This is a genomic window from Kingella oralis, assembly GCF_014054985.1.
GTDB classification, from domain to species: Bacteria; Pseudomonadota; Gammaproteobacteria; order Burkholderiales; family Neisseriaceae; genus Kingella_B; species Kingella_B oralis.
The window spans coordinates 294,126-317,963 of the sequence record NZ_CP059569.1 but is presented as its reverse complement, the minus strand read 5'-3'; the positions used below and the strand labels follow the sequence as shown (position 1 = coordinate 317,963).

27 protein-coding genes are annotated in these 23,838 nt (G+C 55.2%); 18 read left to right on the top strand and 9 right to left on the bottom strand.

The genetic code is table 11. The features are described from left to right. Positions 1 to 88: 88 nt before the first annotated feature. Positions 89 to 526: a protein tyrosine phosphatase family protein gene (locus H3L93_RS01640; protein ID WP_003797664.1), complete on the bottom strand. Its 438-nt coding sequence runs from the start codon at positions 524 to 526 to the stop codon at positions 89 to 91. A gap of 109 nt (positions 527 to 635) precedes the next feature. After that, positions 636 to 2,390, bottom strand: coding sequence for a M61 family metallopeptidase (locus H3L93_RS01635; protein WP_003797665.1), 1,755 nt, complete (start codon positions 2,388 to 2,390; stop codon positions 636 to 638). Between the two features lie 304 nt (positions 2,391 to 2,694). Between H3L93_RS01635 and ccoN the strand changes: the two genes are divergently transcribed. The 6 genes from ccoN to pta all read left to right on the top strand — a co-directional run bounded on the left by ccoN (position 2,695) and on the right by pta (position 8,276). Beyond that, on the top strand, positions 2,695 to 4,128 hold the full coding sequence (gene ccoN, locus H3L93_RS01630; RefSeq protein ID WP_003797667.1) for a cytochrome-c oxidase, cbb3-type subunit I: 1,434 nt from the start codon (positions 2,695 to 2,697) through the stop codon (positions 4,126 to 4,128). A 17-nt stretch (positions 4,129 to 4,145) separates the two neighbouring features. Continuing rightward, positions 4,146 to 4,757, top strand: coding sequence for a cytochrome-c oxidase, cbb3-type subunit II (gene ccoO, locus H3L93_RS01625; protein WP_003797669.1), 612 nt, complete (start codon positions 4,146 to 4,148; stop codon positions 4,755 to 4,757). Between the two features lie 6 nt (positions 4,758 to 4,763). After that, positions 4,764 to 4,952, top strand: coding sequence for a cbb3-type cytochrome oxidase subunit 3 (locus H3L93_RS01620; RefSeq protein ID WP_003797671.1), 189 nt, complete (start codon positions 4,764 to 4,766; stop codon positions 4,950 to 4,952). Between the two features lie 3 nt (positions 4,953 to 4,955). Then, positions 4,956 to 6,371 carry a cytochrome-c oxidase, cbb3-type subunit III gene (gene ccoP, locus H3L93_RS01615; protein ID WP_003797673.1) on the top strand — a complete coding sequence of 472 codons (1,416 nt, stop codon included), beginning with the start codon at positions 4,956 to 4,958 and terminating at the stop codon, positions 6,369 to 6,371. Between the two features lie 16 nt (positions 6,372 to 6,387). Next, positions 6,388 to 6,681 carry a hypothetical protein gene (locus tag H3L93_RS01610; RefSeq protein WP_003797675.1) on the top strand — a complete coding sequence of 98 codons (294 nt, stop codon included), beginning with the start codon at positions 6,388 to 6,390 and terminating at the stop codon, positions 6,679 to 6,681. Between the two features lie 116 nt (positions 6,682 to 6,797). Continuing rightward, positions 6,798 to 8,276, top strand: coding sequence for a phosphate acetyltransferase (gene pta / locus H3L93_RS01605; RefSeq protein WP_003797677.1), 1,479 nt, complete (start codon positions 6,798 to 6,800; stop codon positions 8,274 to 8,276). Between the two features lie 384 nt (positions 8,277 to 8,660). On the opposite strand, the gene H3L93_RS01600 is transcribed toward pta, so the two are convergent. Further along, the gene (locus H3L93_RS01600) at positions 8,661 to 9,602 is read right to left on the bottom strand and encodes a hypothetical protein (RefSeq protein ID WP_003797682.1); all 942 of its coding nucleotides are present in this window, start codon (positions 9,600 to 9,602) and stop codon (positions 8,661 to 8,663) included. Between the two features lie 222 nt (positions 9,603 to 9,824). Between H3L93_RS01600 and H3L93_RS01595 the strand changes: the two genes are divergently transcribed. From H3L93_RS01595 to H3L93_RS01580, 5 genes are read left to right on the top strand one after another with little or no spacing between them, the layout of a single operon-like run. Beyond that, positions 9,825 to 11,105, top strand: a complete 1,281-nt coding sequence (locus tag H3L93_RS01595; RefSeq protein ID WP_003797686.1) for a M23 family metallopeptidase — start codon at positions 9,825 to 9,827, stop codon at positions 11,103 to 11,105. Positions 11,106 to 11,129: 24 nt separating this feature from the next. Then, positions 11,130 to 11,306, top strand: coding sequence for a hypothetical protein (locus H3L93_RS01590; RefSeq protein ID WP_155803187.1), 177 nt, complete (start codon positions 11,130 to 11,132; stop codon positions 11,304 to 11,306). Further along, a complete protein-coding gene (locus tag H3L93_RS01585; RefSeq protein WP_003797691.1) occupies positions 11,303 to 12,241 on the top strand; it encodes a hypothetical protein in 939 nt (312 codons plus the stop codon). Before H3L93_RS01590 ends, H3L93_RS01585 begins: the two co-directional genes overlap by 4 nt. 15 nt (positions 12,242 to 12,256) lie before the next feature. Further along, positions 12,257 to 12,379 carry a hypothetical protein gene (locus H3L93_RS13260; protein ID WP_003797693.1) on the top strand — a complete coding sequence of 41 codons (123 nt, stop codon included), beginning with the start codon at positions 12,257 to 12,259 and terminating at the stop codon, positions 12,377 to 12,379. 57 nt (positions 12,380 to 12,436) lie between these two features. Beyond that, positions 12,437 to 13,147, top strand: coding sequence for an SAM-dependent methyltransferase (locus tag H3L93_RS01580; protein ID WP_040558797.1), 711 nt, complete (start codon positions 12,437 to 12,439; stop codon positions 13,145 to 13,147). Between the two features lie 184 nt (positions 13,148 to 13,331). Here H3L93_RS01580 and H3L93_RS01575 read toward each other — a convergent pair whose 3' ends face one another. The 6 genes from H3L93_RS01575 to H3L93_RS01550 form a co-directional block, all read right to left on the bottom strand. Continuing rightward, positions 13,332 to 13,556 carry a hypothetical protein gene (locus tag H3L93_RS01575; RefSeq protein ID WP_155803188.1) on the bottom strand — a complete coding sequence of 75 codons (225 nt, stop codon included), beginning with the start codon at positions 13,554 to 13,556 and terminating at the stop codon, positions 13,332 to 13,334. Between the two features lie 249 nt (positions 13,557 to 13,805). Beyond that, a complete protein-coding gene (locus H3L93_RS01570) occupies positions 13,806 to 14,549 on the bottom strand; it encodes a HesA/MoeB/ThiF family protein (protein WP_003797703.1) in 744 nt (247 codons plus the stop codon). A gap of 178 nt (positions 14,550 to 14,727) precedes the next feature. Then, positions 14,728 to 15,654 (bottom strand): CobW family GTP-binding protein, encoded by a 927-nt coding sequence (locus H3L93_RS01565; protein ID WP_040558799.1) that lies wholly within the window; start codon positions 15,652 to 15,654, stop codon positions 14,728 to 14,730. A gap of 97 nt (positions 15,655 to 15,751) precedes the next feature. Further along, entirely contained in the window at positions 15,752 to 17,092 is a 1,341-nt protein-coding gene (gene gshA / locus H3L93_RS01560) for a glutamate--cysteine ligase (RefSeq protein WP_003797709.1), read from the bottom strand. Between the two features lie 29 nt (positions 17,093 to 17,121). Then, positions 17,122 to 17,319: a hypothetical protein gene (locus tag H3L93_RS01555; protein WP_155803189.1), complete on the bottom strand. Its 198-nt coding sequence runs from the start codon at positions 17,317 to 17,319 to the stop codon at positions 17,122 to 17,124. Then, positions 17,295 to 17,480 (bottom strand): ribbon-helix-helix protein, CopG family, encoded by a 186-nt coding sequence (locus H3L93_RS01550; RefSeq protein ID WP_040558801.1) that lies wholly within the window; start codon positions 17,478 to 17,480, stop codon positions 17,295 to 17,297. The genes H3L93_RS01555 and H3L93_RS01550 overlap by 25 nt, the downstream gene beginning before the upstream one ends. A gap of 230 nt (positions 17,481 to 17,710) precedes the next feature. On the opposite strand from H3L93_RS01550, the gene mltB reads away from it, so the two are divergent. The 7 genes from mltB to lipB all read left to right on the top strand — a co-directional run bounded on the left by mltB (position 17,711) and on the right by lipB (position 23,800). Next, entirely contained in the window at positions 17,711 to 18,817 is a 1,107-nt protein-coding gene (mltB, locus tag H3L93_RS01545) for a lytic murein transglycosylase B (protein ID WP_003797714.1), read from the top strand. A gap of 242 nt (positions 18,818 to 19,059) precedes the next feature. Then, on the top strand, positions 19,060 to 19,593 hold the full coding sequence (locus H3L93_RS01540) for a hypothetical protein (RefSeq protein ID WP_003797718.1): 534 nt from the start codon (positions 19,060 to 19,062) through the stop codon (positions 19,591 to 19,593). Between the two features lie 29 nt (positions 19,594 to 19,622). Beyond that, positions 19,623 to 20,351, top strand: coding sequence for a lysophospholipid acyltransferase family protein (locus tag H3L93_RS01535; RefSeq protein WP_003797719.1), 729 nt, complete (start codon positions 19,623 to 19,625; stop codon positions 20,349 to 20,351). Between the two features lie 76 nt (positions 20,352 to 20,427). Continuing rightward, positions 20,428 to 21,240 (top strand): M48 family metallopeptidase, encoded by an 813-nt coding sequence (locus H3L93_RS01530; RefSeq protein ID WP_003797721.1) that lies wholly within the window; start codon positions 20,428 to 20,430, stop codon positions 21,238 to 21,240. Between the two features lie 122 nt (positions 21,241 to 21,362). After that, on the top strand, positions 21,363 to 22,805 hold the full coding sequence (locus H3L93_RS01525) for a DegQ family serine endoprotease (protein ID WP_003797722.1): 1,443 nt from the start codon (positions 21,363 to 21,365) through the stop codon (positions 22,803 to 22,805). 99 nt (positions 22,806 to 22,904) lie between these two features. After that, on the top strand, positions 22,905 to 23,171 hold the full coding sequence (locus H3L93_RS01520) for a YbeD family protein (protein WP_003797724.1): 267 nt from the start codon (positions 22,905 to 22,907) through the stop codon (positions 23,169 to 23,171). A gap of 26 nt (positions 23,172 to 23,197) precedes the next feature. Beyond that, complete coding sequence (gene lipB, locus H3L93_RS01515) at positions 23,198 to 23,800, top strand: lipoyl(octanoyl) transferase LipB (protein WP_003797725.1); 603 nt, start codon at positions 23,198 to 23,200, stop codon at positions 23,798 to 23,800. Positions 23,801 to 23,838 lie beyond the last annotated feature (38 nt).

Here is a 23,838-nt window from a genome sequence, read left to right as displayed (position 1 = left end):
CTCAACGCAATCAAGGCAGCCTGAAAACACCAAACCCTGCAAACAGCTTCCAATTCTGTTTACAGGGTTTGATTATGTGTTCGGCCCGTCAGCCTTTTTTCGTGTAAATCGCTTCCAAGCGGTGGCGTTGCGGTTCCAAGTCAATATTGGCAAGGCTAGCAGCTTTAATCAGGCTGTTCACTTCCACGCCGCGGCGCGCTTGGTTCAACGCCCAAAGCATGCTGGAACGCGTGCCCGTGCGGCAATATGCCATGATGGGCGCTTCGGAATTGGCAACGGTGGCTTGGAAATGATCCAGCGTTTCGTCGGTGATGCCGTCCATCACCACGGGCATGTAAATCACCTGTTCGATGCCGTTGGCATTGAGCCATGCTTTCACTTGCTCAAAGCTAGGCTGGTCGGGGGCTTCGCCGTCGGGGCGGTTGCAAATCACGGTCTTGATGCCGTATGACGCGGCGCGCTTGGCAAAACGTTCGTCTTTAAGCTGGTCGGACACATACAAATAATCGGCGATTTTTTCTATCATTTTTGGTTTCCTTAATGGGGTGTTGTTTTTGTTAAGAGTGGCTATTTTAAACTGTTTTGCGGCAGCCTGAAAATGGGTAAGGGTTTTTCAGGCTGCCTTTATCGTTGCTTTAACTCCTTGTCATCCATGCTTGTAGCCGTGCGCTGTCCACAATTTTTAAATAGGCAGTGTTGGCAGCAGCGGCTTGCACGGTAAGCGTAGTTTGGTGCAACACGCCGTGGCGGAAGTAGTGGACGGTGTGGCGGTCGCCGATTTGGGTTTCGGTTTGGGCGATGAAGTCGGTGCAGGCGTAGCCGTTGATGGCGATGATGCTGTCGCCTGCTTTGAGCGCGGCGTGTTCTGCGCTGCTGCCTGTAAACACATGGCTGATAGTGGCGCGGTCGGTTTGTTGTTTGGCGCGGCAGCCGATGTCGGGGGCGGGTGTGTTTTCGGGAAACTCGGTTACCAGTTTGCCCAAATCGCTGCGCGGTGTGCTGTACCAGCGCAGTTCTATGCCCAGCGTTTTCAGGCTGCGTTCTAGCGGCAAGTCGTCGGTGCTGTGTAGGGCAGCCTGAAAAAAGTCGGTAAGGTTAAACTGGGCGATGTCTTGCACAAATTTTTGCCACTCGCTAGCGGTGTAGTAGGTGCGGTTGAGGCGCGTTTGCATATAGAGGCTGCGCATCATAAAGTCCAGCGGCGGGCGTTGCTGTTGGCGCAGGTGGGCATCGAGGCAGAGGGCGGCGAGTGCGCCTTGTTGGTAATAGCTGGTGATGGCGTTGGGGCTGTTTTCATCTTGTTTGTAGTATTTGTGCCATGCGGCGAAGCTGGATTGGGCAAGGGTTTGCTGCTTGCGCCCTGCGTTGCGGTGCACGCGGGTGATGGTTTGCGCCAATAGGTTGAGATAGGCTTCGGGGCTGATGACTTGGCTGCGGGCGAGCATCAGGTCGTCATAATAGGATGTGATGCCTTCGTATGCCCAGAGCTGCTCGGTGTAGGCTTCTTGGTCTAAATCGTAGGGCGCGAATTCGGCGGGCTTGATGGTTTTCACGTTCCATGCGTGGAAGTATTCGTGCGAGATTAAGCCCAGCAGCGTGGCGTAGTCGGCGGTGGGCTGCGCCATGTTGCGCGGTGGCATGGCTTTGCGGTCGGCGTGCAGCGCGGTGCTGTTGCTGTGTTCCAAGCCGCCGTAGATGTTGTCGCCCAGATGCAGCAAAAATAGGTATTCGCTAAACGGGGCAAAATCGGCAGAGAACAGGGCAAGCGCGTGTTCGCAGATTTTTTGGCAATCGGCAAGCAGCCGCTGGCGGTCAAAATCGGGGTAGTGTCCGCTTAACGCGATGCGGTGGGGGATGCCGTGCGCGGTAAAGTGCAGCGTTTCAATGTGTGCGCCCAATTCAAACGGGCAATCGGTGAGCTCGGCGTAGTGGGCAGCCTGAAAATGGTTTTTCTGGTTTTCAGGCTGCCTTAATGTGGTTTCAATGCGCCAGCCCTCGGGCAAGTCGTTAAATTGCACTTGGCAGGCTTCGTCGCGCCGCTCGGGCAAATAGAGGAACAAACACGCGCCGTCAATAAAGCCGCGCTCGTTGTCCAGCAAGCTGGCGCGCACCGACAAATCGTTGGCATACACGGTGTATTCAATTTGGTAATCGCCGCTTTGCGCGGGGGTTTGCCATTCGTTTTTGCTGATTTGCGCCAGCGGCACGGGATGGCCGTTGCAGGTGGCTTGGATGCGGATGATGTGTTTGCAAAAATCGCGAATCATATAGCTGCCCGCCACCCAGTTCGCCAGCTTGATGCTTTGTGTGGCATTTTCGCTGTGGTGAAATGTAAAAATGATGTGCCATTGGTGGGCGTTGGGGCGGGGTGTGAGGGTGTAATGCAACATGACTTGGGCTTTCTATTTGATTTTAAAAAAGTATTGAGTATGGCAATAATTGATTTAGCTTTTAGCTATTTACATCTAAAAGTAGATTGTTTGATGCTAATCAGGTAACATTCCGCTGCTTTTGGTAACCTTACGATAAATAAGGTTTTGATGTTTTAAGATGTGTTAATTTATTTTATTTTAACAGCTAGGGACATTAAGAGTAAGACAAGCGATGGCGGTTTTCAGGCTGCCTTAAAGGGTAAGGCAGCCTGAAAAACAGTCAATCGCAGAATAAGAAATATTTTCAACGTATGGAGTTGTTATGGAAACGCAAACCTATAACTATAAAGTGGTGCGCCAATTCGCCATTATGACGGTGATTTGGGGCATCATTGGGATGTTTGTGGGCGTGTATGCCGCCGCAGAATTGCGCTGGCCCGCGCTGAATCTGTCGGACGTTGCGCCTTGGTTTCACTTCGGGCGCATCCGTCCTTTGCACACCAATGCCGTGATTTTCGCCTTTGGCGGCTGCGGCTTGATTGCCACGTCTTATTATGTGGTGCAGCGAACCTGCAATGCGCGGCTGTTTGGCGGCAATTTGCTGCCCGCGTTCACCTTTTGGGGCTGGCAGCTGGTGATTGTGCTGGCGGCGATTACCCTGCCTTTGGGCTACACCCAAGGCAAAGAATACGCCGAGCTGGAATGGCCAATTGATATTTTGATTACCGCCGTGTGGGTGGCTTATGCCATCGTGTTCTTCGGCACCATCGCCAAGCGCAAAATGAAGCATATTTATGTGGCAAACTGGTTTTACGGCGCGTTTATCCTCGCCGTTGCCCTGCTGCACATTGTGAACAACATTTCCATTCCCGCAGGCGGTTTCAAATCCTATTCCGTTTACTACGGCGCGATTGATGCCATGGTGCAATGGTGGTACGGGCACAACGCGGTGGGCTTTTTCCTGACCGCAGGCTTCTTGGGCATGATGTATTACTTCGTGCCCAAACAAGCCAACCGCCCTGTTTACTCTTACCGCCTATCGGTAGTTCACTTTTGGGCGCTGATTTTCACCTATATGTGGGCCGGTCCGCACCATCTGCACTACACCGCCCTGCCCGACTGGACGCAATCTTTGGGCATGGTGTTGTCGTTGATTTTGTTTGCCCCCTCTTGGGGCGGCATGATCAATGGCATCATGACCTTGTCTGGCGCGTGGGATAAATTGCGCACCGACCCCATCTTGAAATTCTTAATCGTGTCGCTGTCGTTTTACGGGATGTCCACCTTTGAAGGCCCAATGATGTCTATCAAAACGGTAAACGCATTGAGCCACTACACCGACTGGACAGTGGGACACGTGCATTCAGGCGCATTGGGCTGGGTGGGCTTTGTAACCATCGGCTCGCTGTATTACCTGATTCCCCGTTTGTATGGCAAAAAAGAAATGTATAGCGTGAAGCTGATTAACGCACACTTCTGGATTGCGACTTTGGGCGTGGTGTTATACATCACATCCATGTGGGCATCAGGTGTGATGCAAGGCTTGATGTGGAGCCAGCTCAACCCCGACGGCACGCTCACGCATTCATTTATCGCATCGGTTAGCCGTTCTATGCCGTTCTATCTCATCCGTTTCTTGGGCGGTCTGCTGTATTTAAGCGGTATGTGCATCATGGCGTATAACGTCTACCGCACTGTTGCCGATGCCCAACCTGTTGAAGCAGAAATCCCTGCTTTGCCCAAAACTGAACACTAATAGAAAGGACGCTAAAAATGAAATTGCAACAATTAGCAGAAGAAAAAGTGGGCTTTCTGATTGTGTTTACGCTTATTGTGGTCAGCGTGGGCTTGATGGTGGAAGTTGTCCCCTTGTTTGGCACCAAAGAAGTGATTACCGCCACCAAAGGCGTGAAACCCTATTCGCCCTTGCAAGTGGCGGGACGCGATATTTTTGTGCGCGAAGGCTGCTACAACTGCCACTCGCAGCAAATCCGCCCTTTCCGCGCCGAAACCGAACGCTATGGGCATTATTCCGTGGCGGGCGAATCGGTGTATGACCACCCATTTCAATGGGGCTCAAAACGCACAGGTCCTGATTTGGCGCGCGTAGGTGGACGCTATTCCGACGCATGGCACCGCATCCACTTGCTCAATCCGCGCGCAGTGGTTCCCGAATCCAATATGCCCGCATTCCCATGGCTGGCACGTAACAAAGTGGACGCAGACGAAGTGGTGCGCCACATGAAAGCTTTGGAAAAAGTGGGCACGCCTTACACCAAAGAAGATTACGACAAAGCCGCCGAAGAGCTCAAAGACAAATCTGAATTAGACGCAGTAGTCGCCTATTTGCAAGGTTTGGGCTTGGCATTGAAAAACAAAAGGTAAGAAATCATGAATATGGCTTGGGCAAATAGCCTGTTTACCATCGGCATCTGCATTAGCTTCGCGGTTATCCTGTTTATTGTGTTAAACAAGCGCAATAAACAAAACTACCAAGACGCGGCACAAAGCATCTTTGATGACGACGACGCGCCAAGCGACAGCGAAGCCGCCCAAACCCATCGTGAACACGGAGCATAAACTATGGAATCACAATTCACATCCCCATTTTGGCACTATTACATCGTTGCCATCGTGGTGGCCAGTTTCATTTATGTAACATGGCTGCTGCTGTCGCAAGACAAAGTGAAGCTGAAAAAAGGCGAAGAAGTTAAAACTACAGGTCATTCTTGGGACGGCATTGAAGAATACAACAACCCCATGCCACGCTGGTGGTTTTGGATGTTTATTATGACCATCTTGTTTGGCATTGGCTATTTGGTTGCCTACCCCGGTATGGGCGACTACAAAGGCACGTTTAACTGGACTAGCCACAACCAATATGAAAGAGAAGTCGCCGCTGCGGATAAAACCGTCAATGCGCTGTATGGCAAATACAGCAAGATGAAAGTGGAAGACGTTGCCAAAGACAAAAATGCCATGACCATCGGCAAAAACTTGTTTGACACCTATTGCATCCAATGCCACGGCTCGGATGCGCAAGGTTCGCGCGGCTTCCCCAACCTTACCGATAGCGACTGGATTTACGGCGGCACGCCCGAAAAAATTCACGAAACCATCACCAATGGGCGCATCGGCATCATGATGCCTTGGGGGCCTAACCTTGGCACAGAAGGCGTGCGCGATGTTGCCAATTATGTGATTTCGCTATCCAAAGACCGCGCCTACGATGAAGACCGCGCCGCACGCGGCAAGGAAATCTTCCAAGCCAACTGCGTTGCCTGCCACGGCGCAAACGGACAAGGCACAATGGGCATCGCCCCTACGCTCAACGACAAGACTTGGCTATGGGGCGGCAGCGAAAAAGCCATCATAGAAACCATTACCAGCGGGCGGCACAACCAAATGCCTGCGTGGAAAGACTTTTTAACCGAGGACAAAATCCACTTGCTGACGGCTTATGTGTGGGGCAAATCGCATCCGAAAAACCAAGCCTTGCCCACCGATAGCACACACGAAACAGGCAAACCTGCGCAACCTGCTGCCGCACCTAGCCCAACTCCCGCTGCCGCGCCTGCCGCCGCCTCTGCTACTGCGCCTGTTGCTGCTAGCTCTGCTGCTGCCAGCACGCCTGCCACCGCTGCCAAAGCCAGCGAACCCGCCGCCGACCAAGCCGATGTGGCGTATAAAGACGCGGTTGCCACCTTCTACTTTGCCACAGGCAAAAGCGATGTGGCCGCCCACGCCGACAAAGTGGTTGCCGACTTGATTGCCGCAGGTAAAAACGGCAAAAAACTGGTGGTGAGCGGTTACACCGACAGCACTGGCAACGCTGCCGCCAATGCCGAGCTATCCAAAAAACGCGCCCAAGCCGTGAAAGCGTTTTTGGAAAAACAAGGCGTGAATGCCAAAAATATTGAGCTGCGCAAACCTGAAAATACCACCGCTGCTGCGGGCAACAACGCCCAAGGTCGCCGCGTAGAAGTGAAAGCGGAATAGGCGTGCGGTTGTTGAAATGATGAAAACCACTCGTTGTTTGGGCGAGTGGTTTTTTTTGGTTTTAGGCTGCCTTGATGATTTGGGGCAGCCTGAAACGCAATACCCGATGGAGCGTCGGCGGCTCGCCAACATCTTGGCAACCATGCCTTTTGGAATATGCCATTTGGCGACGAGCCATCGCCGCTCCATTTTTGTTTTCAGGCTGCCTTTGGGCGCACATCAAAGGCAGCCTGAAAACCAATCCCCCCAACTCAAAACCACTTGCCACACCACCAAGCCTTTCCCATTTTCAGGCTGCCGTTCGCAATAAGGCGCGCAATAAGGCAGCCTGAAAAAGCAAATCGGAGTATAATCCGCCGCGTTCATCCTATCGGCAGATGCCGATTTTTCTTTGTGTTTTTTCTAACTAAAACAAGGACATTTCTCATGGCAAACATTCTCGTTCTCCCCACTTGCGCGCACGTTGATGCCGCAGCCGCCGCCCAAAGCATCGCCGCCGCCCTGCCCGATGCGGTGGTGTTCAACCCGTTAGCCGATGCCAAACGCGCCGCCGATTTAATCGCCGCGGGCAAAGCCGACGACTGGTTTGACGCTTTGGTGGGCGAAGTTGCCGCGCTGGGCAAAAAAAATGTGGTGATTCAAGGCATTCAAGCCGATGCGGAAAACATTTTCCTCGCCGCGCAAAACGTGGCGCTGGCGACTTCGTTTAACGCGCAAATCGTGTTTGCCGCATCCAACGAAGCGGGCGCGGAACAGCGCGTGGCGTTGGCAAAACAAGCGTTTGCAGGCAACACCGTATTCTTTGCGGGCGTGGTGGGCAATGCCGCTGCCGCGCAAGCCAACGAATTGGCGGATTTGGGCGCATCAGGCAGCCTGAAAACGGCTGAATTGGCGCAAATTGCGGCGGCGACTACCGACCGCGTGTCGCCCGCGCAATTCCGTTACAACATGATGGATTCGGCACGCAAAGCCAACAAGCGCATTGTGTTGCCCGAAGGCGCAGAGCCGCGCACCGTGCGCGCCGCTGCGATTTGCCACGAAAAAGGCATCGCCCGCTGCGTGCTGCTGGCAACCCGCGCCGAAGTGGAAGCCGTTGCCAAGGAACATGGCATCGCGCTGCCCGAGAGCTTGGAAATCATTGACCCCGCTTCGTTGGTGGAACAATACGTTGCGCCGATGTGCGAATTGCGCAAATCCAAAGGTTTGACCGAAGAGCAAGCGCGCAGCCAGCTGCAAGATACCGTTGTGCTCGGCACGATGATGATGGCGCAAAACGATGTGGACGGCTTGGTATCTGGCGCGGTGCACACGACTGCCAACACCATCCGCCCTGCGTTGCAACTGATTAAAACCGCGCCTGGCGAAAGCATTGTGTCCAGCGTGTTCTTTATGCTGCTGCCTGGGCAAGTGGTGGTATACGGCGACTGCGCGGTGAACCCCAACCCCACCGCCGAGCAACTGGCTGACATCGCCATCCAATCGGCGAAATCTGCCAAAGCGTTCGGCATTGAACCGCGCGTTGCCATGATTTCTTACTCAACCATCAATTCAGGCAGCGGCCCTGATGTGGATTTGGTGGTGGAAGCCACGCGCCTTGTGAAAGAAAAAGCGCCCGAATTGGCGGTGGATGGCCCGCTGCAATACGACGCGGCGGTGGTGGAAAGCGTGGCGAAATCCAAAGCGCCGGGCAGCCCCGTGGCCGGCAAAGCCAATGTGTTCATCTTCCCGAACCTGACCACCGGCAACTGCACCTACAAAGCGGTGCAACGCAACGCCAATGTGTTGAGCGTGGGCCCGATGCTGCAAGGTTTGCGCAAACCCGTGAACGATTTGTCGCGCGGGGCGTTGGTGGAAGACATTGTGTACACCATTGCACTGACGGCGATTCAAGCCACGCAAAAATAATCGCGTGTTGATTGCGCTGATATAAATAGGCAGCCTGAAAAGGGAGGATTCCGTTTTCAGGCTGCTTTTGTTTTTGGGCGGGATTGTGGGTTTCAGGCTGCCTTAAATGGAACGGCGGCGGCTTGTTATCAAGATGCTGAATCAAGCCCATTATGCCCATCATCCTGCTAAATCCTTTTCAGGCTACCTATTTCACAAAGGCAGCCTGAAACTGTGCAAGAAATGGTGGATAGGACGGCGGGGTGCAGGGGCTTGCCCCTGCTCGTGGTAGGCGGCGAAACGCCTGCTCTGGCAAAAGATTAAGCCATGCTCAAAGGCAGCCTGAAACGCGGTAAACGATTTCAGGCTGCCTCAAACAGCGCAAGCCCATTTTGCCCTGCGCGTTCACAACGTTTTCCCATCAAACCGCCGTTTGCGTTTCCAAAACGCCCATTGTGGCTGGCTGTTTACGGTGCATTGAGCTTGTTCACACACGATGCGCAGCCCTTTGAGGCAGCCTGAAAACAGGTCTTGGCGCAGCGGTTCAAACCAGTTTTGCTCCCATACGGCAAGCTGGGTTTGGTATGCCCAGATGTCGCCTGTTTGCTGGCTGGGCAGGAAGTCATCGGCGAAGATGTGGGTGTGCGCGAGTGGGATTTGGCGTTGGGCGCAGGTGCGTTGCCATGCGGCGTAGTTTTCAGGCTGCTCGGTGGTGGCTTGGCTGCTGTGCGCTGCCCATGCGCTGTTGCTGGCGATGAGTGAGGCAGCCTGAAATGGGACGGCGGCGGGGGCGTTCCACAGCCAGATGCCGTTAATCGGCGGCAGTTGGTTTTGCTGGCGGGCGGCGTTGCGGGGGTGGTTGTGCAGCCACATTTGTAGCTCGGTGGAAAGGGCGAGCCATGGGCGGATGTCGCTGCCGCTTGCGCTTTGGCTGCCATCTAGCTGGCTGGCAAGGTCTAGGATGCTGGCGGCGTGCCATGTGGGCGGGCTGGGCAGGGCAAGCGTCCATAAATCGGGGCGGATGGGGGTAAACGCATATTCGCCGCGGTAAAACTGGTTGAGTTCGTGGCACCAGATGGCGGCTTCGCTGTGCGTGAGCGGCAGGTGTTCGGCGGGGATTTGGCTGGCGGTGTTCATGCCCATTTGTTGCCAAACGGGGCTGGCGTAGATGATGTTTTCAGGCTGCCCGAGCTGGTCGCACAGGTAGCTTTGATAAAGCTGCATTCGGCTGGATGCGGTGGGCTGGATGCGGGCATAGCGCAAGAGTTGGTTGAGCGCGGGGGTGTGCAGTTCGGGCAGGGTTTCGTGGGGTTCGCGCAGGAGGGCGGGGAGGATAAGGGTGAACATGATGTGTGTGAAATGTAGAAAATGGGGGATTGTAGCAGCCTGTGCGGTTTGGGCGATGCTAAATTGCCGCCCGCACGGGAGAGTGATATTTCAGGTTTTCAGGCTGCCTTGGGCGGGCGGTAAAGGTTTGATAAAAACGCCGCCCGTTATGAAAAGTCTCTTTCAGGCAGCCTGAAAATGCTAAAATTGCGGGCTTTCTGATTTGGTTTAACCCGTTGTTCTATGAAAAAAATCAAACCTAACAAACTGATTCTGTTGCCCATTATCGCACTTGCGCTGTTGCTGCTGGCGGTGGCGTTGCGCCCGAAGCAAGCGGCGGTTGCGCCCGATGCGCGTTTGGTGCGCCAAGTGTTGCCCAATCCCAAAATCACCGATTTCGGGCGGTTAAGCTATTGGCGCGACGAGGAAGTGCAAGAGGGCGACACGCTGCCGATGGTGTTGGCGCGCATTGGCGTGAGCGAGCAAAACATTCAAGATTTTGTGCAAAACAGCCCGATTAACCTGAAAGCGTTGAAGCTCAACGAGGGCAAGATTGTGAGCGCGCGCATTGATGAAAACCAAAACGTTACCGATATTCAATTTTTTAACGATGAAGACGGCGAGCGCAATCTGGTGGCGATTGAATACGCCGAGGGCAAATGGCAAATGCGCAAAACCGAAGGCGAAACCACCACCCTGCCCTCGCTGCGTTCGGTGGTGATTACGTCTTCCGTGTCGGGCGCGCTGGGGCAGGCGGGCGTGCCGATTGATGTGCGCATCACGCTCAAAGAAATCTTCGCCGATAAAATCAATTTAGACAAACTGCCCGAAGGTTCCAGCGTGCGCGTGTTGTATGAAAGCCTGTATTTTCGCGGGCAAGAAGTGGCAACGGGCAACGTGCTCGCCGCCGAAGTAACCGCCAACAACCGCACCTACTACGCCTATTATTTTGAAAACGGCGATGCCGACAACGGCGGCAATTATTATGACGAAAACGGCGAACCGCTGCGGCAAGGCTTTGGCGGGCTGCCGATTGAAAGCTACACCCGCATCTCCTCGCCCTTTGGCATTCGCGTGCATCCCATCACCCACACCGTGCGGATGCACACGGGCATAGACTACGCCGCCCCGCAAGGCACGCGCGTGCTCGCCCCCAGCGATGGCGTGGTCAGCTTTCGCGGCTGGAAAGGCGGCTACGGCAACGCCGTGATGCTCACCCACGACAACGGCATGGAAACGCTGTATGGGCATTTGAGCGCGTTTATCAGCGGCGTGGACGTGGGCACGCGCGTGAACTCGGGCGCAGTCATCGGCTTGGTAGGCAGCACAGGGCATTCCACCGGCCCGCATCTGCACTACGAAGTGCGGATTAACGGGCAGCCTGTAAACCCCGCCACCGTTGCCTTGCCCACGCCGCAGCTTGCCACCGCCGACCGCGCCGCCTTGCAAATCTATCGCGGCAAAGTGGACGAAGTGATGCAAGCCGTGCGCGGGTTGCCTGTGATGGTGTCGCAGGTGGATTGATGGTTTTTGATTTTCAGGCTGCCTATGCCATCCCGCCATGTCATCAGGCAGCCTGAAAATGCTGTAAGCCTGTTTCAGGCTGCCTATGTTGTTGATAACACAAGTAGGGTGTGTGCCGCAGGCACGCACACGGTTTACCAGTTCCCGCGTGCGTGCCTGCGGCACACACTCTACACGCTGATTAAACTGGGTATTTCTTGATTTATTTCACTATATTTAAACACTTCAAAAGCAGCCTGAAAACGCCGCAACTCCATTTTCAGGCTGCCCTATTCCACAAAATCCTACGCAAAGGACATCCCATGAAACCCGCCATCCTAGCACTCGCCCTGTTTCCCAGCTTCGCCATCGCCCAAACGCCCAGCCTCTCATCCGCCCCCAGCTCAGACCACACCACCATCCGTCAGCTCATCAACCAACACTACCACCGCCCCCTGCCCGCGCATCAATGCCAACTCACCACCCCACCCGCCAGCAACCCAAAGCAGCCTGAAAACATCGCCTACTGCATGAAGCCCGCTGCCAGCCACGCCGTAACACGCAACGGCAAAACCACGCGCTATATGCTCTACACAGGCTTCGCCTACGACACCCGCGAAAACCGCAAAGATGAAAGCCACGCCGCATCAGGGCTTGCCGAATTGTTCGTCTTAGAAAAAAACGGCAACAAATGGACAATCAAACACCACGGCAAAAGCGAAATCGGCGCATGGGGCAGTCCGCCGCAAGAATGGCGCTTTGTGCAAGTGGGCGCGCAAAACTGGGGCTATCAAGCTGAAAGCGGTTTCACCAACGGCGGCGCAACCGAAACAGGGCAGTTTTTCATCTTCACCGACAACAACCGCGTCGCCGACAGCTACATCCCCAGCGGCAGCGACAACAGCGGCATGTATGGCGATTGCAACGAATACACAGGCGCAGAAAAACGCAACTGCCAAGACAACCAAGTGAGCCTAGACGCCCAAATCGCCTTCAACCGCAGCGCCGAACAAAACGGTGTGTGGGGCATCCAAGCCACGCTCAGCGGACAAGACCGCAAAAAACGCTATGCCAAGCAACCATACGCCATGCCGTATAACAGCCGCCAGCACAGCCACATCGTGCCGAAAAACTATCCGCTTTACGTTGCACCCTAACGCGCGGCATTCCGTTTGAACCGCGCTGCCAGTCGTTTTGCTTCGCGAAAGCCCGTAACCCCGCTTTCAGGCTGCCGCAGCACCACCCAACAGCATATTCATGCCAACCACATCCAAAACTATTTTCAGGCTGCCTAACCTTGTTCACTAAGGCAGCCTGAAACCCCACCCACCCCACAATACATCCAACACACCATGCCCACCCTCTACCTTATCCCCACCCCCCTCGGCGCAGCCGACACCCCCAGCCTGCTGCCCCACGAGCAAGCCCAAATCACCCATCTCACCGACTTTGTCGTAGAAGCCGAAAAAACTGCCCGCGCCCATCTCAAACACATGGGCATCGCCGCCCCCATTCGCGAACTCAACCTGCAAACGCTCAACGAACACACCCCCGCGCACGAAGTCGCCGCCCTGCTGCAACCCCTGCGCGAAGGGCGCGATTTAGGGCTAATCAGCGAAGCAGGCTGCCCCGCCATCGCCGACCCCGGCGCCAACCTTGTTGCCCAAGCCCATGCCGCAGGCTTTGCCGTTCAGCCGCTGGTGGGCGCAAGCAGCATCGTGCTCGCCCTAATGGCATCGGGCGCCAATGGGCAGAGCTTCGCCTTCAAAGGCTACATTCCTGCCAACAAAGACGAGCGCATCAGCAGCCTGAAAACGCTGGAAGCCCGCTCGCGCCAAGCCAACGAAACGCAAATCTTCATTGAAACGCCGTATCGCAACGATGCCCTGCTCGCCGACGCCATCGCCGCCCTGCACGACGAAACCCGCCTGTGCATCGCCTGCGATTTAACCCTGCCCAGCCAGCAAATCATCAGCCAAAGTATCCGCCAATGGCGCAAAATGCCCGCGCTGCCAAGCCTAAAAAAACGCCCCGCGATTTTTGTATTACACGCAGGGCAGTAAACGATTAAGCAACAAGCAGCCTGAAAACAAATGCCGTATCTGTTTCAGGCTGCCAACAATGGGGCGTTGGCGGCTCACCGACATTTCAGCAAACCCCCGCTTGCATTTCTCCGCCACACTCTGGCAACGAGCCGTCGCCACTCCACATCTACGTCATTTGATAGCGAACACTCGCCGTGCCATCTTAGCTTTCAGGCTGCCTAAACGCGGGCGGGATGTTGGGGCAGCCTGAATGGCAAACCGCGCGGGGTGCAGGGGCTTGCCCCTGCTCGTGGTAGGCGGCGAAACGCCTGCGCTGGCAACAAATCTGCCATGCGCCAAGGCAGCCTGAAAACCGAATGTCGCAAGGAATGCGGCGGTGAATGCAAAACCGCTCAGCGCAGTAAAGACGCAAGCCCACGAAACGCAAACGGATGTTGCCACACCATTACCCCCAAAACCAAAGGCAGCCTGAAAACCGTATGACCGATTTTCAGGCTGCCTTGGTTTGCGCCGATGTCTTTTAACTCGTCCTAATATTTTTTGCTTGCGCGAATGCCTAATGGCAAGGCGATTTGCAATTCGTGCTCAGTCAACAAAACACGACATCGGTTCGCCGTCAAAACAACGTTTCACGGCTTATGGCGACGGCTGCCAACAAACAATCCCCGTTCGTTTTTCAGGCTGCCCTACACACCGCGCAGCCTGAATTTTTTTGGATTTTAAACGCCTGCCATGCGCCGCTGAGCGCGTTGTAGCACTTCAACACGCCGTGTTCGCTGGGCAAGCCGATGATGATTTTCAACGCTTCGGCGGCTTGCATCGCGCCGATGATGCCCACCAGCGGCGCAAAAATGCCAAACGTGGCGCAGGCGGCATCGGGGCTGGGCGTGTCGGGCGGGAACAGGCAGGCATAGCAAGGCGTATCGGCAAGGTCGGGGCGGTAAACGGCGAGCTGTCCATCAAAGCGCACTGCCGCGCCCGACACCAGCGGCTTTTTCGCGGCAACGGCGGCGGCGTTAATCGCTTGGCGCGTGGTGAAATTGTCGCTGCAATCCAGTATCACATCGCAGCGCGGCGCAAGCTCTGCTAACGCAGCTGCATCTAGTTTGCCGTGCGTTTCTATGCGGCAGGCTGAATTTTGCTGCTGCAAAAATTGCTGCATGGCTTCGGTTTTCAGGCTGCCGATGTCTTGCTCGCGGTAGCTAATTTGGCGTTGCAAATTGGTTTCGTCCACGCGGTCGTGGTCGGCAATGATGAGCGTGCCGATGCCTGCGGCGGCAAGATAGGGCAAGGCAGCCGCGCCCAAACCGCCGCAGCCGACCACCAGCGCGGTGGCGTTGAGCAGTTTTTGCTGTCCTTCGATGCTGATTTCGTTGAGCAGGATGTGGCGGCTGTATCGCAAAAGTTGGCTGTCGTTCATGGGTGGTGGGGCTAGGGGAAAGTGGTGCGCGGCGTTACGCGCGAAAATGGGGAAAAGGATTTTCAGGCTGCCTATCGTGCGCAACAAAAGGCAGCCTGAAAACGGGTTTCAGCGGAGTTCAAACCGCAGCGAAAAACGCTTTTGGCTACACGAAACGCCGTTTCAGGCTGCCTTAATGTTATTCGGCTTCCAGCGCGTCGTTTAACCTGCGCTCAATCTCGTCGGCATCAAAGGCTTGGGCAATCAGCTCAAAGCGGCTGTCGCGCCGCCATGCGATTTGGTTGGCACCCCATTGCCCGTCTGTCCAATTGAGCCAAACCCATGTGCCCAACACTTGAAACACGCCTTTGGCACGCACCAAGCCTTGCGTAAACTGCGGCAAGTCGTTAAAAAATTGGATGAGTTTTTCGCCATCAAAATCGCGCCCTGCGGGGAAGGTGTAGCCTTGCGATTGGTAGCCAAGCGTGTTTTCAGGCAGGGCTTGGATGCGGTAGCGCGATTTTTCGGCGGTGGGGGTCGCCAGCCATGCGATGTCCAGCTCAGCGTTTTGCACTTCGGCAACCAGCGATTTGGGTGGGAACAACTGGGCGGCTTTGGCGCGAAAGGCGGCGATTTGCTCGCTGGTGCAAAGGTCTAATTTGCTGGCAACCAACACATCGGCAACGCTGATTTGGTCGCGATAGAGCGGGTTTTGCGCGTAGTTGTCGTCAATAAACTGGCGCGGGTCTATCAGCGTGAACACGGCGGCGATGTCTAGCGTGTCGGCAAATTCGGGCGCGCGCAATTCGTCAATGATGCCTGCGGCGTGAGCCAGTCCGCTGGCTTCAATCAAAATGCGCTGCGGCGTGTTTTTTTTCAGCATGGCGCGGATAGTGCTGTCCATTTGCGCGCCCGCGCTGCAACACAAGCAGCCGCCTGATATTTCGGCAACAGGGATGCCGTTTTCTGCCAACACCGCGCCGTCTATGCCAATTTCGCCAAACTCGTTAACGATAATCAGCCATTGCTCGTGTTGCGGTTTTTGCGCGATTAAACTACGGATGGCGCTGGTTTTGCCTGTGCCAAGAAAGCCTGTGAATAGGTGGGTGGGGATTTTTGGGGGCATGGGGGTTCCTTTGGTTTGTAAGTTATAAGGTTGAGGCAGCCTGAAAACCATTCCCCATTTTCAGGCTGCCTTTCATCTGTTGCTGCCGCGTTTTGCTTTACTGCTCCAGCTCAATCGCCGCCGCCAACAGCGACAATCTTGCCATCACACCGTAAACATACAGGCGGTTGCCCGCGCAATCGGGGCAGTCGGGATTGGGGCGCGGAATGCCCAGCTCGTCCCATTGCTCAAACACGCGCTTGCAATGCTCCTCGGTTGCCGCGTCCGATGCGCTGCCTGCGCTGGGAATACTCTCATCCAGCGGCACAAACACCATGCCGCCTGCGTTTAGGTTTTCATCGTTGCCGCGCCCTTCGTGCACACGGAAAAAGCCGCCAATCACAAAACGGTCCATCATGTAAACCACAGGCTCAGATACCGCGCCGCCCAGCGTTTCGTAGGTATAAATCCCTTCCTGCACAATCACTTCGCTCACTTCCAAGCCTTCTTTGATTTTCGCCATTTTGTTGCGGTTTTTGCGGTTCAGGCTGCGCACCTCGTCGGCAGATTTCACGCTCATCACGCCCATGCCATATGTGCCGGCATCGGCTTTCACAATCACAAACGGCTTGTCGCGGATGCCTTTTTCGGCATATTTGGCTTGGGTTTTGGCTAACACGCGCTCCACCGCCGCCGCCAGCGCGTCTTCGCCCTCGCGTTCTTGGAAATCCAGCCCGCTCACTTGCTCAAAATAGGGGTTAATTTGCCATTCATCCAGCCCCAGCAGCGCGGCAAACTCGGCGGCAACTTGGTTATACGCGGCAAAGTGGGCGGTTTTGCGCCGCGTGGTCCAGCCGCCATGCAGCGGAGGCAACACGGTTTGGCTGATGCCTTGCAAAATCTCAGGCACGCCTGCGGATAAATCGTTGTTAAGCAAAATAAAGCAAGGCGAAAAACCGTCCGCCAAGTGAACGCGATCGCGCGTGCGTTGCAAGGGTTCCAGCGTGATGGTGTTGCCCTGCGCGGTTTCTAGCGCGGTGGGCGCGGTGATTTCGGGATTCAGGCTGCCGATGCGCACTTCAAAGCCCGCATCGCGCAAAATGCCCGCCAGCGCGTACACATTTTGCAAATAAAAGGTGTTGCGCGTGTGGTTTTCGGGAATCAGCAGCACCGATTTCGCGCTTTCGCAGGCGCGTTCCACCGCATCTTGCGCGGCAATGGTGCTCAACGGGATAAAATTGGGGTTCAGATTATTGAAGCCACCGGGAAACAAATTCATATCAATGGAAGCCATTTTGTAGCCCGCGTTGCGGATGTCCACAGAGCCGTAAAACGGCGGGCGGTGTTGCTTCCATTGGCTGCGAAACCATGCTTCTATTTTGCTGTGGTTTTGCAGCAGCGTTTTTTCAAAATCAAACAGATATGGGGTATATTCGGGTTGGATAACAGGCAATTGCATGGCGTTTCCTTGTGTGTGTGAAAGGGAAATTATAAACCAATGCGCACGGAAGATTGGGCAGCCTGAAAACGGTTTATCGGCGCAATAGACCGGCACGCGGCAAAGGACAACAAGGCGGCGCGTTCAACCGCCGGCGCAATTTTCAGGCTGCCTTTCAATCCGCATCGCGCGTCATCAAAGGCAGCCTGAAAATCCATCTGCATCATAAACCGTTGGTTACCAACCATTCCAACACCGCCGTGCGCGAAAGCCCCGTTTCCGCCGCCAGCTTATCCAGTTTCTCAATCGTTTCCACTTTCAAGCGGAAAGAGCATTGGCGCACGCCGCGCTGCGCTTCTTTTTCCTTGCGCGACAGGGTAGGTTTTTTCGGTTTTACAGCTTGGTTCATGGTTGATTTCCTTTTATTTTTGTAAATTAAAACTATTGTTCTAAACAGCATTGCGCCCGCCGTTTATAAACGTAGCTTAACACAGATTAGCAAAATACAAATCTGATTATAAAGCAAAATCATATTTTAGGCAGCCTGAAAATCACCGCCCGTTTACATTTTAAAACCATACCCAACCCGCCATAATTTGTTAAACTCGCACCCGTCAAATTAACCCCCGTTTACACGCCATGCCCCACATCAAAGCCCTTGCCGCCCTAGCCCTTGCCACGCTGCTCGCCGCCTGCACCAGCGCGCCGCCCGAAGCCGAGCTGCCCGCCAAACCCGCGCAAGACCCGCTGATGGAAATGCTGAACAACCGCCAAGCCGCAGCCGAGCCGCCATTTTTCAACCAAGCCGCCGCGCCCGTAGCCCAAACAGGCTTTCTTGCCAACCCCAACGTGCAAGCCTTTATCCAATATCAACACCAACACAACGGCTTACCGCTGGATTATCTGAACAACTTTTTCGCCCAAGTAAACTATCGCGGCAACCTCATCAACACCATGAACCGCCCCGCTACCACCCAGCCGTGGTACAAATTTGCTGCCAACAATTCAGGCAGCCTGAAAATCAGCGCAGGGCGAGCGTTCTACGCGCAAAACCGCGCCGCCATCGACCGCGCCGCGCAGCAATACGGCGTGCCCGCCGAGTTAATCGTTGCCATCATCGGCATAGAAACCCAATACGGCAAAAATTCAGGCAGCATCCGCGTTGCCGATTCACTCGCCACGCTGGCGTTTGATTACCCCCGCCGTGGCGCGTTTTTCCAAAAAGAATTAGGCGAATTTTTGCAACTTGCCCGTCAGGAAAACCGCGACCCGTTCAGCTTCACAGGCAGCTTCGCCGGCGCGATGGGCATGCCGCAGTTTATGCCGTCCAGCTTTCGCCAATACGCCGTGGATTTTGACGGCGACCGCCAGCGCAACATTTGGAGCAGCGTGCCCGATGTAGCCGCCTCCGTTGCCAATTACATGAAACAACACGGCTGGCAAACGGGCAAACCCATGCTGATTGGCGCAAACGTTGCCCAAGAAACCCCGCAAATCCAAGCCCTGCTCAACGAAAAAACCGCGCTCAACCACACCGTTGGGCAACTGCGCCAAATGGGCGTACAACCCTTGGGCAGCGTTGCCGACAGCGAACCCGCTCTGCTCTACCGCTTGGAAACCGCGCCCAACCAATACCAATACTACATCGGGCTTAACAACTTCTACACCGTGTGGCACTACAACCACAGCCGAATGTATGTAACCGCCGTGCGCGATATTGCTAACGGCATGGGCGACGGGTTGTGAGCGCAAACAGGTTTGTCGCCCTTGTTATGCGCCAAAGGCAGCCTGAAAACGCCATTTGGCGAAATGAAGCCCAAAAGGTAGCCTGAAAACCAGTTCAGCGTAGCGAAAATGGAACGTCGGCGGCTCGCCGACACCCGCCTGCTAATAGAGGCAGCCTGAAACAACATTCAACGTATAAATCCGTTAAGGCAGCCTGAAACCCCAAAAGGCAGCCTGAAACACCATTCAACATAACCATCACCATGAAACTCAACCGCCCCTTCAACACCCTAACCCTAGCCCAATACCGCCAAATCATCCCGCAACACGCCCGATACGCCGACTTCAACCCGCTCGCGCTCTACCGCTCCATTTTGGAAAACAACAAGCTAAGCGAAGCCGAAAAGCAAGCCGTGTTAGCCTTGGCAAAGCACTATTTCCCCAAGTTCTACGATTTTTTGCTGGTCAAAGATTTCAACACCTACGTCGCGCTTTCCCGCCTCGGCTTGCCGCCGCTTAACCCCGCGCAGCAATGGGATTACAACGCGCAACTGCGCATCCAAGCCGAAAAAATCCTCGCCTGCAAACGCATCCGCAACTGGCGCGTAGGCACGCAAACCAAATCGCCGCGCTTAACCATCAGCCGCAAACACCCAGAGCAAGGCTTGCAGCTCGTGCAAATTATGAACCGCGCCACCTCCAACAAAAACATCTGGCGTTCCAACCAAATCGTCCATCGCCAACACCGCAAGCATCAAGCAGCCAAATTACGCGAAATTTGGCAAGAATACGAATAACCACAAGGCAGCCTGAAAAAGACCACCCCATGATTTACCTAAAAAACATCATCTACTACATCGTCCTCGCCCTCACCCTCCCCATTATGTTTCTCTGCGCCGTGCTTGCCGCGCCGTTCCCCAAAGGCGTGAACCGCGTGGGCAAAGCGTGGACAGCGCTATTGTTGTGGGTGCTAGAACACATTGTCGGGCTGCGCTACGAAGTGCGTGGCAGAGAAAACATCCCCGCTGCGCCCGCCATCATCTGCTCCAAACACCAAAGCGGCTGGGAAACCTTCGCCCTGCAACAAATCTTCCCCTTGCAAACCTATGTTTTAAAGAAAGAATTGTTCCGCATCCCCTTTTTCGGCTGGGCGCTGAAACTGGGCGGCGCCATCGGCATTGACCGCAAAGCAGGCGCAGATGCCATGCGGATGCTGTCCGAACAAGGCTTAAAGCGCAAACAGCAAGGCTTGTGGATTGTCATCTTTCCCGAGGGCACGCGCGTGCCGGCAGGCGAACGCGGGCGCTACAAACTGGGCGGCGCGCGCATGGCAAAACTGTTTGAAATGGACATCGTGCCCGTTGCGCTCAACAGCGGCGAATTTTGGGCGAAAAACGCCATCTGGAAAAAACCAGGGGTGATTCAAGTGGTAATCGGCGAGCCAATTTCCTACCAAGCCGCCGAAAGCGAAGCCGATTTGATGCAGCTTTGCGAAGATTGGATTGAAGCGCGTCAGGCAGAAATTTCCAATGTGAAGCCCAAACAGGCAGCCTGAAAATTGGCGATAGCTCGTCGCCAAATGTGTTATTCAACAGGGCTTTGCTGCTCAGAACGATGTCGGCGAGCCTTTGATGTTCAATCGTTGCAGGTTTGACAACAGTATCAACCTGAAACGAATAAGGCAGCCTGAAAACAAGAAATACCCCGCCCCCGTTTTCAGGCTGCCCTTACCCACCCAACCCATGATTCAAATCCACACCCTAGCCAACCACGCCCCCGTCGCCCTGCACATCAAACGCAACACCCAACGCAACATCATCATCCGCGCCCGCGATGCCAGCAGCCTCAACCTCAGCATCCCCAAATGGTTCAGCCCCGCCCAACTGCAAAACTGGCTGCGCGACAACGAAGCCACGCTTATCCGCATCCTGCAACAAGCCCCCGCCGCGCTGGCAGGGCAGCCTGAAACCCTGCCGCCCAGCATCCTGTTTACAGGCGAACCCTACGCCCTGCGCCCCGCCCCCGTCGCCCAAATAGAACGCTGCGACCGTCAACGCCTTTTCAGGCTGCCGCAGCAATCCAACCCCGCCGAGCAACGCGATTTGCTGCGCCAACACCTGTTTCAGGCTGCCGATGCCACCCTGCTGCCCAAGTTTGCCGCCCACAGCCAACGCCTGCAACTCATCCCCGCCGCCATCAGCCTCACCCACGCCAAAACCTTTTGGGGCGTATGCCGCGCGCGCACGGGCATCAAGCTCAACTGGCGGTTGATTTGCGCCCCCGAAAGCGTGCAGGATTATGTGTGCGTCCACGAGCTTTGTCACCTGCGCCATCCCAACCACAGCCGCGCCTTCTGGCAGCTGGTGCGCCAACACCACCCGCAAAGCCCCGCCGCCCAAGCATGGCTCAAACAACACGGCAAAACATTATTCTCACTCGGTTGATTTTGCGGCGAGTTTCCCCATATAGCACCAACGCGATAACGCCGCCACCGCTTATCGCACGCCCATCCCCATCAATCAAATATCCCAAGGCAGCCTGAAAAGCCTAAAAGGACACCTTAAAAATGAACAAATCTCTTCTCTCCCTACCCATCCTCGCCGCCCTCGCCCTTGCCGCCTGCGGCGACAACACACCCACTCCCCCCGCCGCATCCGAGCCGCCCAGCATCATCAAACAAACCGAGCCGCCCAAAGCCGATGGCACAGTGGGCATGATGCTGCCCGATTTTGCCCAACTGGTTGCCCGCGAAGGCGGCGCAGTCGTTAATATCCAAGCCTCGCGCGAACGCGATGAAGACGACAACAACGGCAACGAAGACCCATTTATGGAATTTTTTAAACGGCTCACCCCCAACGCCCCCGACTTTTCCGAAGACGACAACGCCACCAGCGCCAACTTCGGCTCGGGCTTCATCATCAGCCCCGATGGCTACATCCTCACCAACACCCACGTCATCAAGGGCATGACCAACATCAAAGTAACCCTAAACGACAAACGCCAATACCCTGCCAAACTCATCGGGCAAGACGAAAAATCCGACGTTGCCCTGCTCAAAATTGAAGCCAAAAACCTGCCCACCGTCAAAATCGGCAACCCCGACGAGCTGAGATCAGGCGAATGGGTGGCGGCTATTGGCGCACCGTTTGGCTTTGAAAACAGCGTTACCTCGGGCATCGTGTCCGCCAAAAACCGCACCCTGCCCGATGATGGCTATATGCCGTTTATCCAAACCGACGTTGCCATCAATCCAGGTAATTCAGGCGGGCCTTTGTTTAACCTCAAAGGGCAAGTGGTCGGCATCAATTCGCAAATTTACAGCCGCAGCGGTGGCTTTATGGGCATCTCGTTCGCCATTCCGATTAACGTTGCCATGAACGTTGCCGACCAGCTTAAAGCCACCGGCAAGGTGTCGCGCGGGCAGTTGGGCGTGGTGATTCAAGAAGTGAGCTACGATTTAGCCAAAACCTTTGGGCTAGACAAAGCCACAGGCGCGCTGGTTGCCAAAGTGCTGGCAGGCAGCCCTGCAGAACGCGGCGGCTTAAAAGTGGGCGATATTATTCGCAGCGTGAACGGCAACGAAGTGCGCTCATCCAGCGATTTGCCGATGACCATCAGCTCGCTCAAACCCAACCAAACCGTAAAACTGGGCGTGTGGCGCAAAGGGCAGATGCTGGATGTAGAAATTAAGCTCGGCACGCAAAACGACATCGCCGCCAAATCCGAACGCCAAAGCAACGACCGCGGCGATAATGTGGACGATTTCCAATTTGCCGCCGCAGGCCTAACGCTGATTGTGAACAGCAACGGCAATATTGTGGTGAGCAATGTGAAAGGCATCGCCGCCAACGCAGGCTTGCGCCGTGGCGACATTTTGCTGGAAGTGGCGGGCAAAGAAGTGCACAGCCAAGAAGACTTTAACGCCGCCATCAGCAGCGCAGGCAAAAACATCCCCTTGCTGGTGCAACGCGGCAGCAGCAATTTGTTTATGGCATTGATTTTGCCCTAGCAGGTAAACATCGTTTTCAGGCTGCCTTATCTGTATCACAAGGCAGCCTGAAAACCGTAAAGCCATTCCATTATTCAACATCCAAGAAAGACATCCACCATGACCGAACAAAAACCCCTTATCGCCTTCCCCACCCACTTTGACCTCAAAATCATGGGCGCAGCCCACCCCGATTTTGCCAGCGAAATCCTAAAAACCATCCAGCAACACGCGCCGGACACCACCGAAGAGCACGTCAAAATCCGCCCCAGCTCCAAAGGCAACTATCTGGGCGCAACCGTAACCGTGTATGCCGAAAACCAAGAGCATCTGGACAACATTTATCGCGCCGTAACCTCGCATCCGATGGTGAAAGTGGTGTACTAAATCTCTTTTAGTAGGCAGCCTGAAATATGAAAATCAAGAATCTAGGCATGGTGGACTACGCCCCCACGTTTGAAGCCATGAAACAATTTAACGACCACCGCACGCCCGATACCGAAGACGAACTTTGGCTGGTGGAACACCCCCCCGTGTTCACACAAGGCTTGGCGGGCAAGCCCGAGCATTTGCTGTTTTCAGGCAGCATCCCCGTGGTGCAGATTGACCGCGGCGGGCAAATTACCTACCACGGGCCGGGGCAAGTGGTCGTGTACACCATGATAGACTTCAAACGCCGCAAAACCAGCGTGCGCGCCATCGTTTCCGCGCTGGAAAACGCCATCATCGCCACCCTTGCCGAATACGGCATCGCCTCCGCCAACGACCCCGACCGCCCTGGGGTGTATGTGGGCGCGCGCAAAATCGCTTCGCTTGGGCTGCGGATTAAAAACGGCTCGGTGTATCACGGCTTGGCGTTGAATGTGAACATGGATTTAGAGCCGTTCCACCAAATCAACCCCTGCGGCTATGCAGGGCTGGAAATGGCGCAGATTGCCGACTTTGTGCAGCCCTGCCCAAGCTGTGGCGAAGTGGCGGAGAAATTGGCGGCGCATTTGGTGCGCGAGCTGGCTTAACGATTGAGGCAGCCTGAAAAAACACCCCCCCAGCCCTC

Bases quoted from the DNA above. Each gene is read 5' to 3' on its own strand.
- H3L93_RS01640 (WP_003797664.1), bottom strand. From the start codon at position 526: ATGATAGAAAAAATCGCCGATTATTTGTATGTGTCCGACCAGCTTAAA.
- pta (WP_003797677.1), top strand. From the start codon at position 6,798: ATGGCAAACATTCTCGTTCTCCCCACTTGCGCGCACGTTGATGCCGCA.
- lipB (WP_003797725.1), top strand. From the start codon at position 23,198: ATGAAAATCAAGAATCTAGGCATGGTGGACTACGCCCCCACGTTTGAA.
- H3L93_RS01600 (WP_003797682.1), bottom strand. From the start codon at position 9,602: ATGTTCACCCTTATCCTCCCCGCCCTCCTGCGCGAACCCCACGAAACC.
- ccoO (WP_003797669.1), top strand. From the start codon at position 4,146: ATGAAATTGCAACAATTAGCAGAAGAAAAAGTGGGCTTTCTGATTGTG.
- H3L93_RS01535 (WP_003797719.1), top strand. From the start codon at position 19,623: ATGATTTACCTAAAAAACATCATCTACTACATCGTCCTCGCCCTCACC.
- H3L93_RS01565 (WP_040558799.1), bottom strand. From the start codon at position 15,654: ATGCCCCCAAAAATCCCCACCCACCTATTCACAGGCTTTCTTGGCACA.
- H3L93_RS01540 (WP_003797718.1), top strand. From the start codon at position 19,060: ATGAAACTCAACCGCCCCTTCAACACCCTAACCCTAGCCCAATACCGC.
- H3L93_RS01590 (WP_155803187.1), top strand. From the start codon at position 11,130: ATGCCATCCCGCCATGTCATCAGGCAGCCTGAAAATGCTGTAAGCCTG.
- H3L93_RS01530 (WP_003797721.1), top strand. From the start codon at position 20,428: ATGTTCAATCGTTGCAGGTTTGACAACAGTATCAACCTGAAACGAATA.
- gshA (WP_003797709.1), bottom strand. From the start codon at position 17,092: ATGCAATTGCCTGTTATCCAACCCGAATATACCCCATATCTGTTTGAT.
- H3L93_RS01550 (WP_040558801.1), bottom strand. From the start codon at position 17,480: ATGAACCAAGCTGTAAAACCGAAAAAACCTACCCTGTCGCGCAAGGAA.
- H3L93_RS01570 (WP_003797703.1), bottom strand. From the start codon at position 14,549: ATGAACGACAGCCAACTTTTGCGATACAGCCGCCACATCCTGCTCAAC.
- H3L93_RS01520 (WP_003797724.1), top strand. From the start codon at position 22,905: ATGACCGAACAAAAACCCCTTATCGCCTTCCCCACCCACTTTGACCTC.
- H3L93_RS01635 (WP_003797665.1), bottom strand. From the start codon at position 2,390: ATGTTGCATTACACCCTCACACCCCGCCCCAACGCCCACCAATGGCAC.
- H3L93_RS01595 (WP_003797686.1), top strand. From the start codon at position 9,825: ATGAAAAAAATCAAACCTAACAAACTGATTCTGTTGCCCATTATCGCA.
- H3L93_RS01620 (WP_003797671.1), top strand. From the start codon at position 4,764: ATGAATATGGCTTGGGCAAATAGCCTGTTTACCATCGGCATCTGCATT.
- ccoP (WP_003797673.1), top strand. From the start codon at position 4,956: ATGGAATCACAATTCACATCCCCATTTTGGCACTATTACATCGTTGCC.
- H3L93_RS01610 (WP_003797675.1), top strand. From the start codon at position 6,388: ATGATGAAAACCACTCGTTGTTTGGGCGAGTGGTTTTTTTTGGTTTTA.
- H3L93_RS01525 (WP_003797722.1), top strand. From the start codon at position 21,363: ATGAACAAATCTCTTCTCTCCCTACCCATCCTCGCCGCCCTCGCCCTT.
- ccoN (WP_003797667.1), top strand. From the start codon at position 2,695: ATGGAAACGCAAACCTATAACTATAAAGTGGTGCGCCAATTCGCCATT.
- H3L93_RS01555 (WP_155803189.1), bottom strand. From the start codon at position 17,319: ATGGTTGGTAACCAACGGTTTATGATGCAGATGGATTTTCAGGCTGCC.
- mltB (WP_003797714.1), top strand. From the start codon at position 17,711: ATGCCCCACATCAAAGCCCTTGCCGCCCTAGCCCTTGCCACGCTGCTC.
- H3L93_RS01580 (WP_040558797.1), top strand. From the start codon at position 12,437: ATGCCCACCCTCTACCTTATCCCCACCCCCCTCGGCGCAGCCGACACC.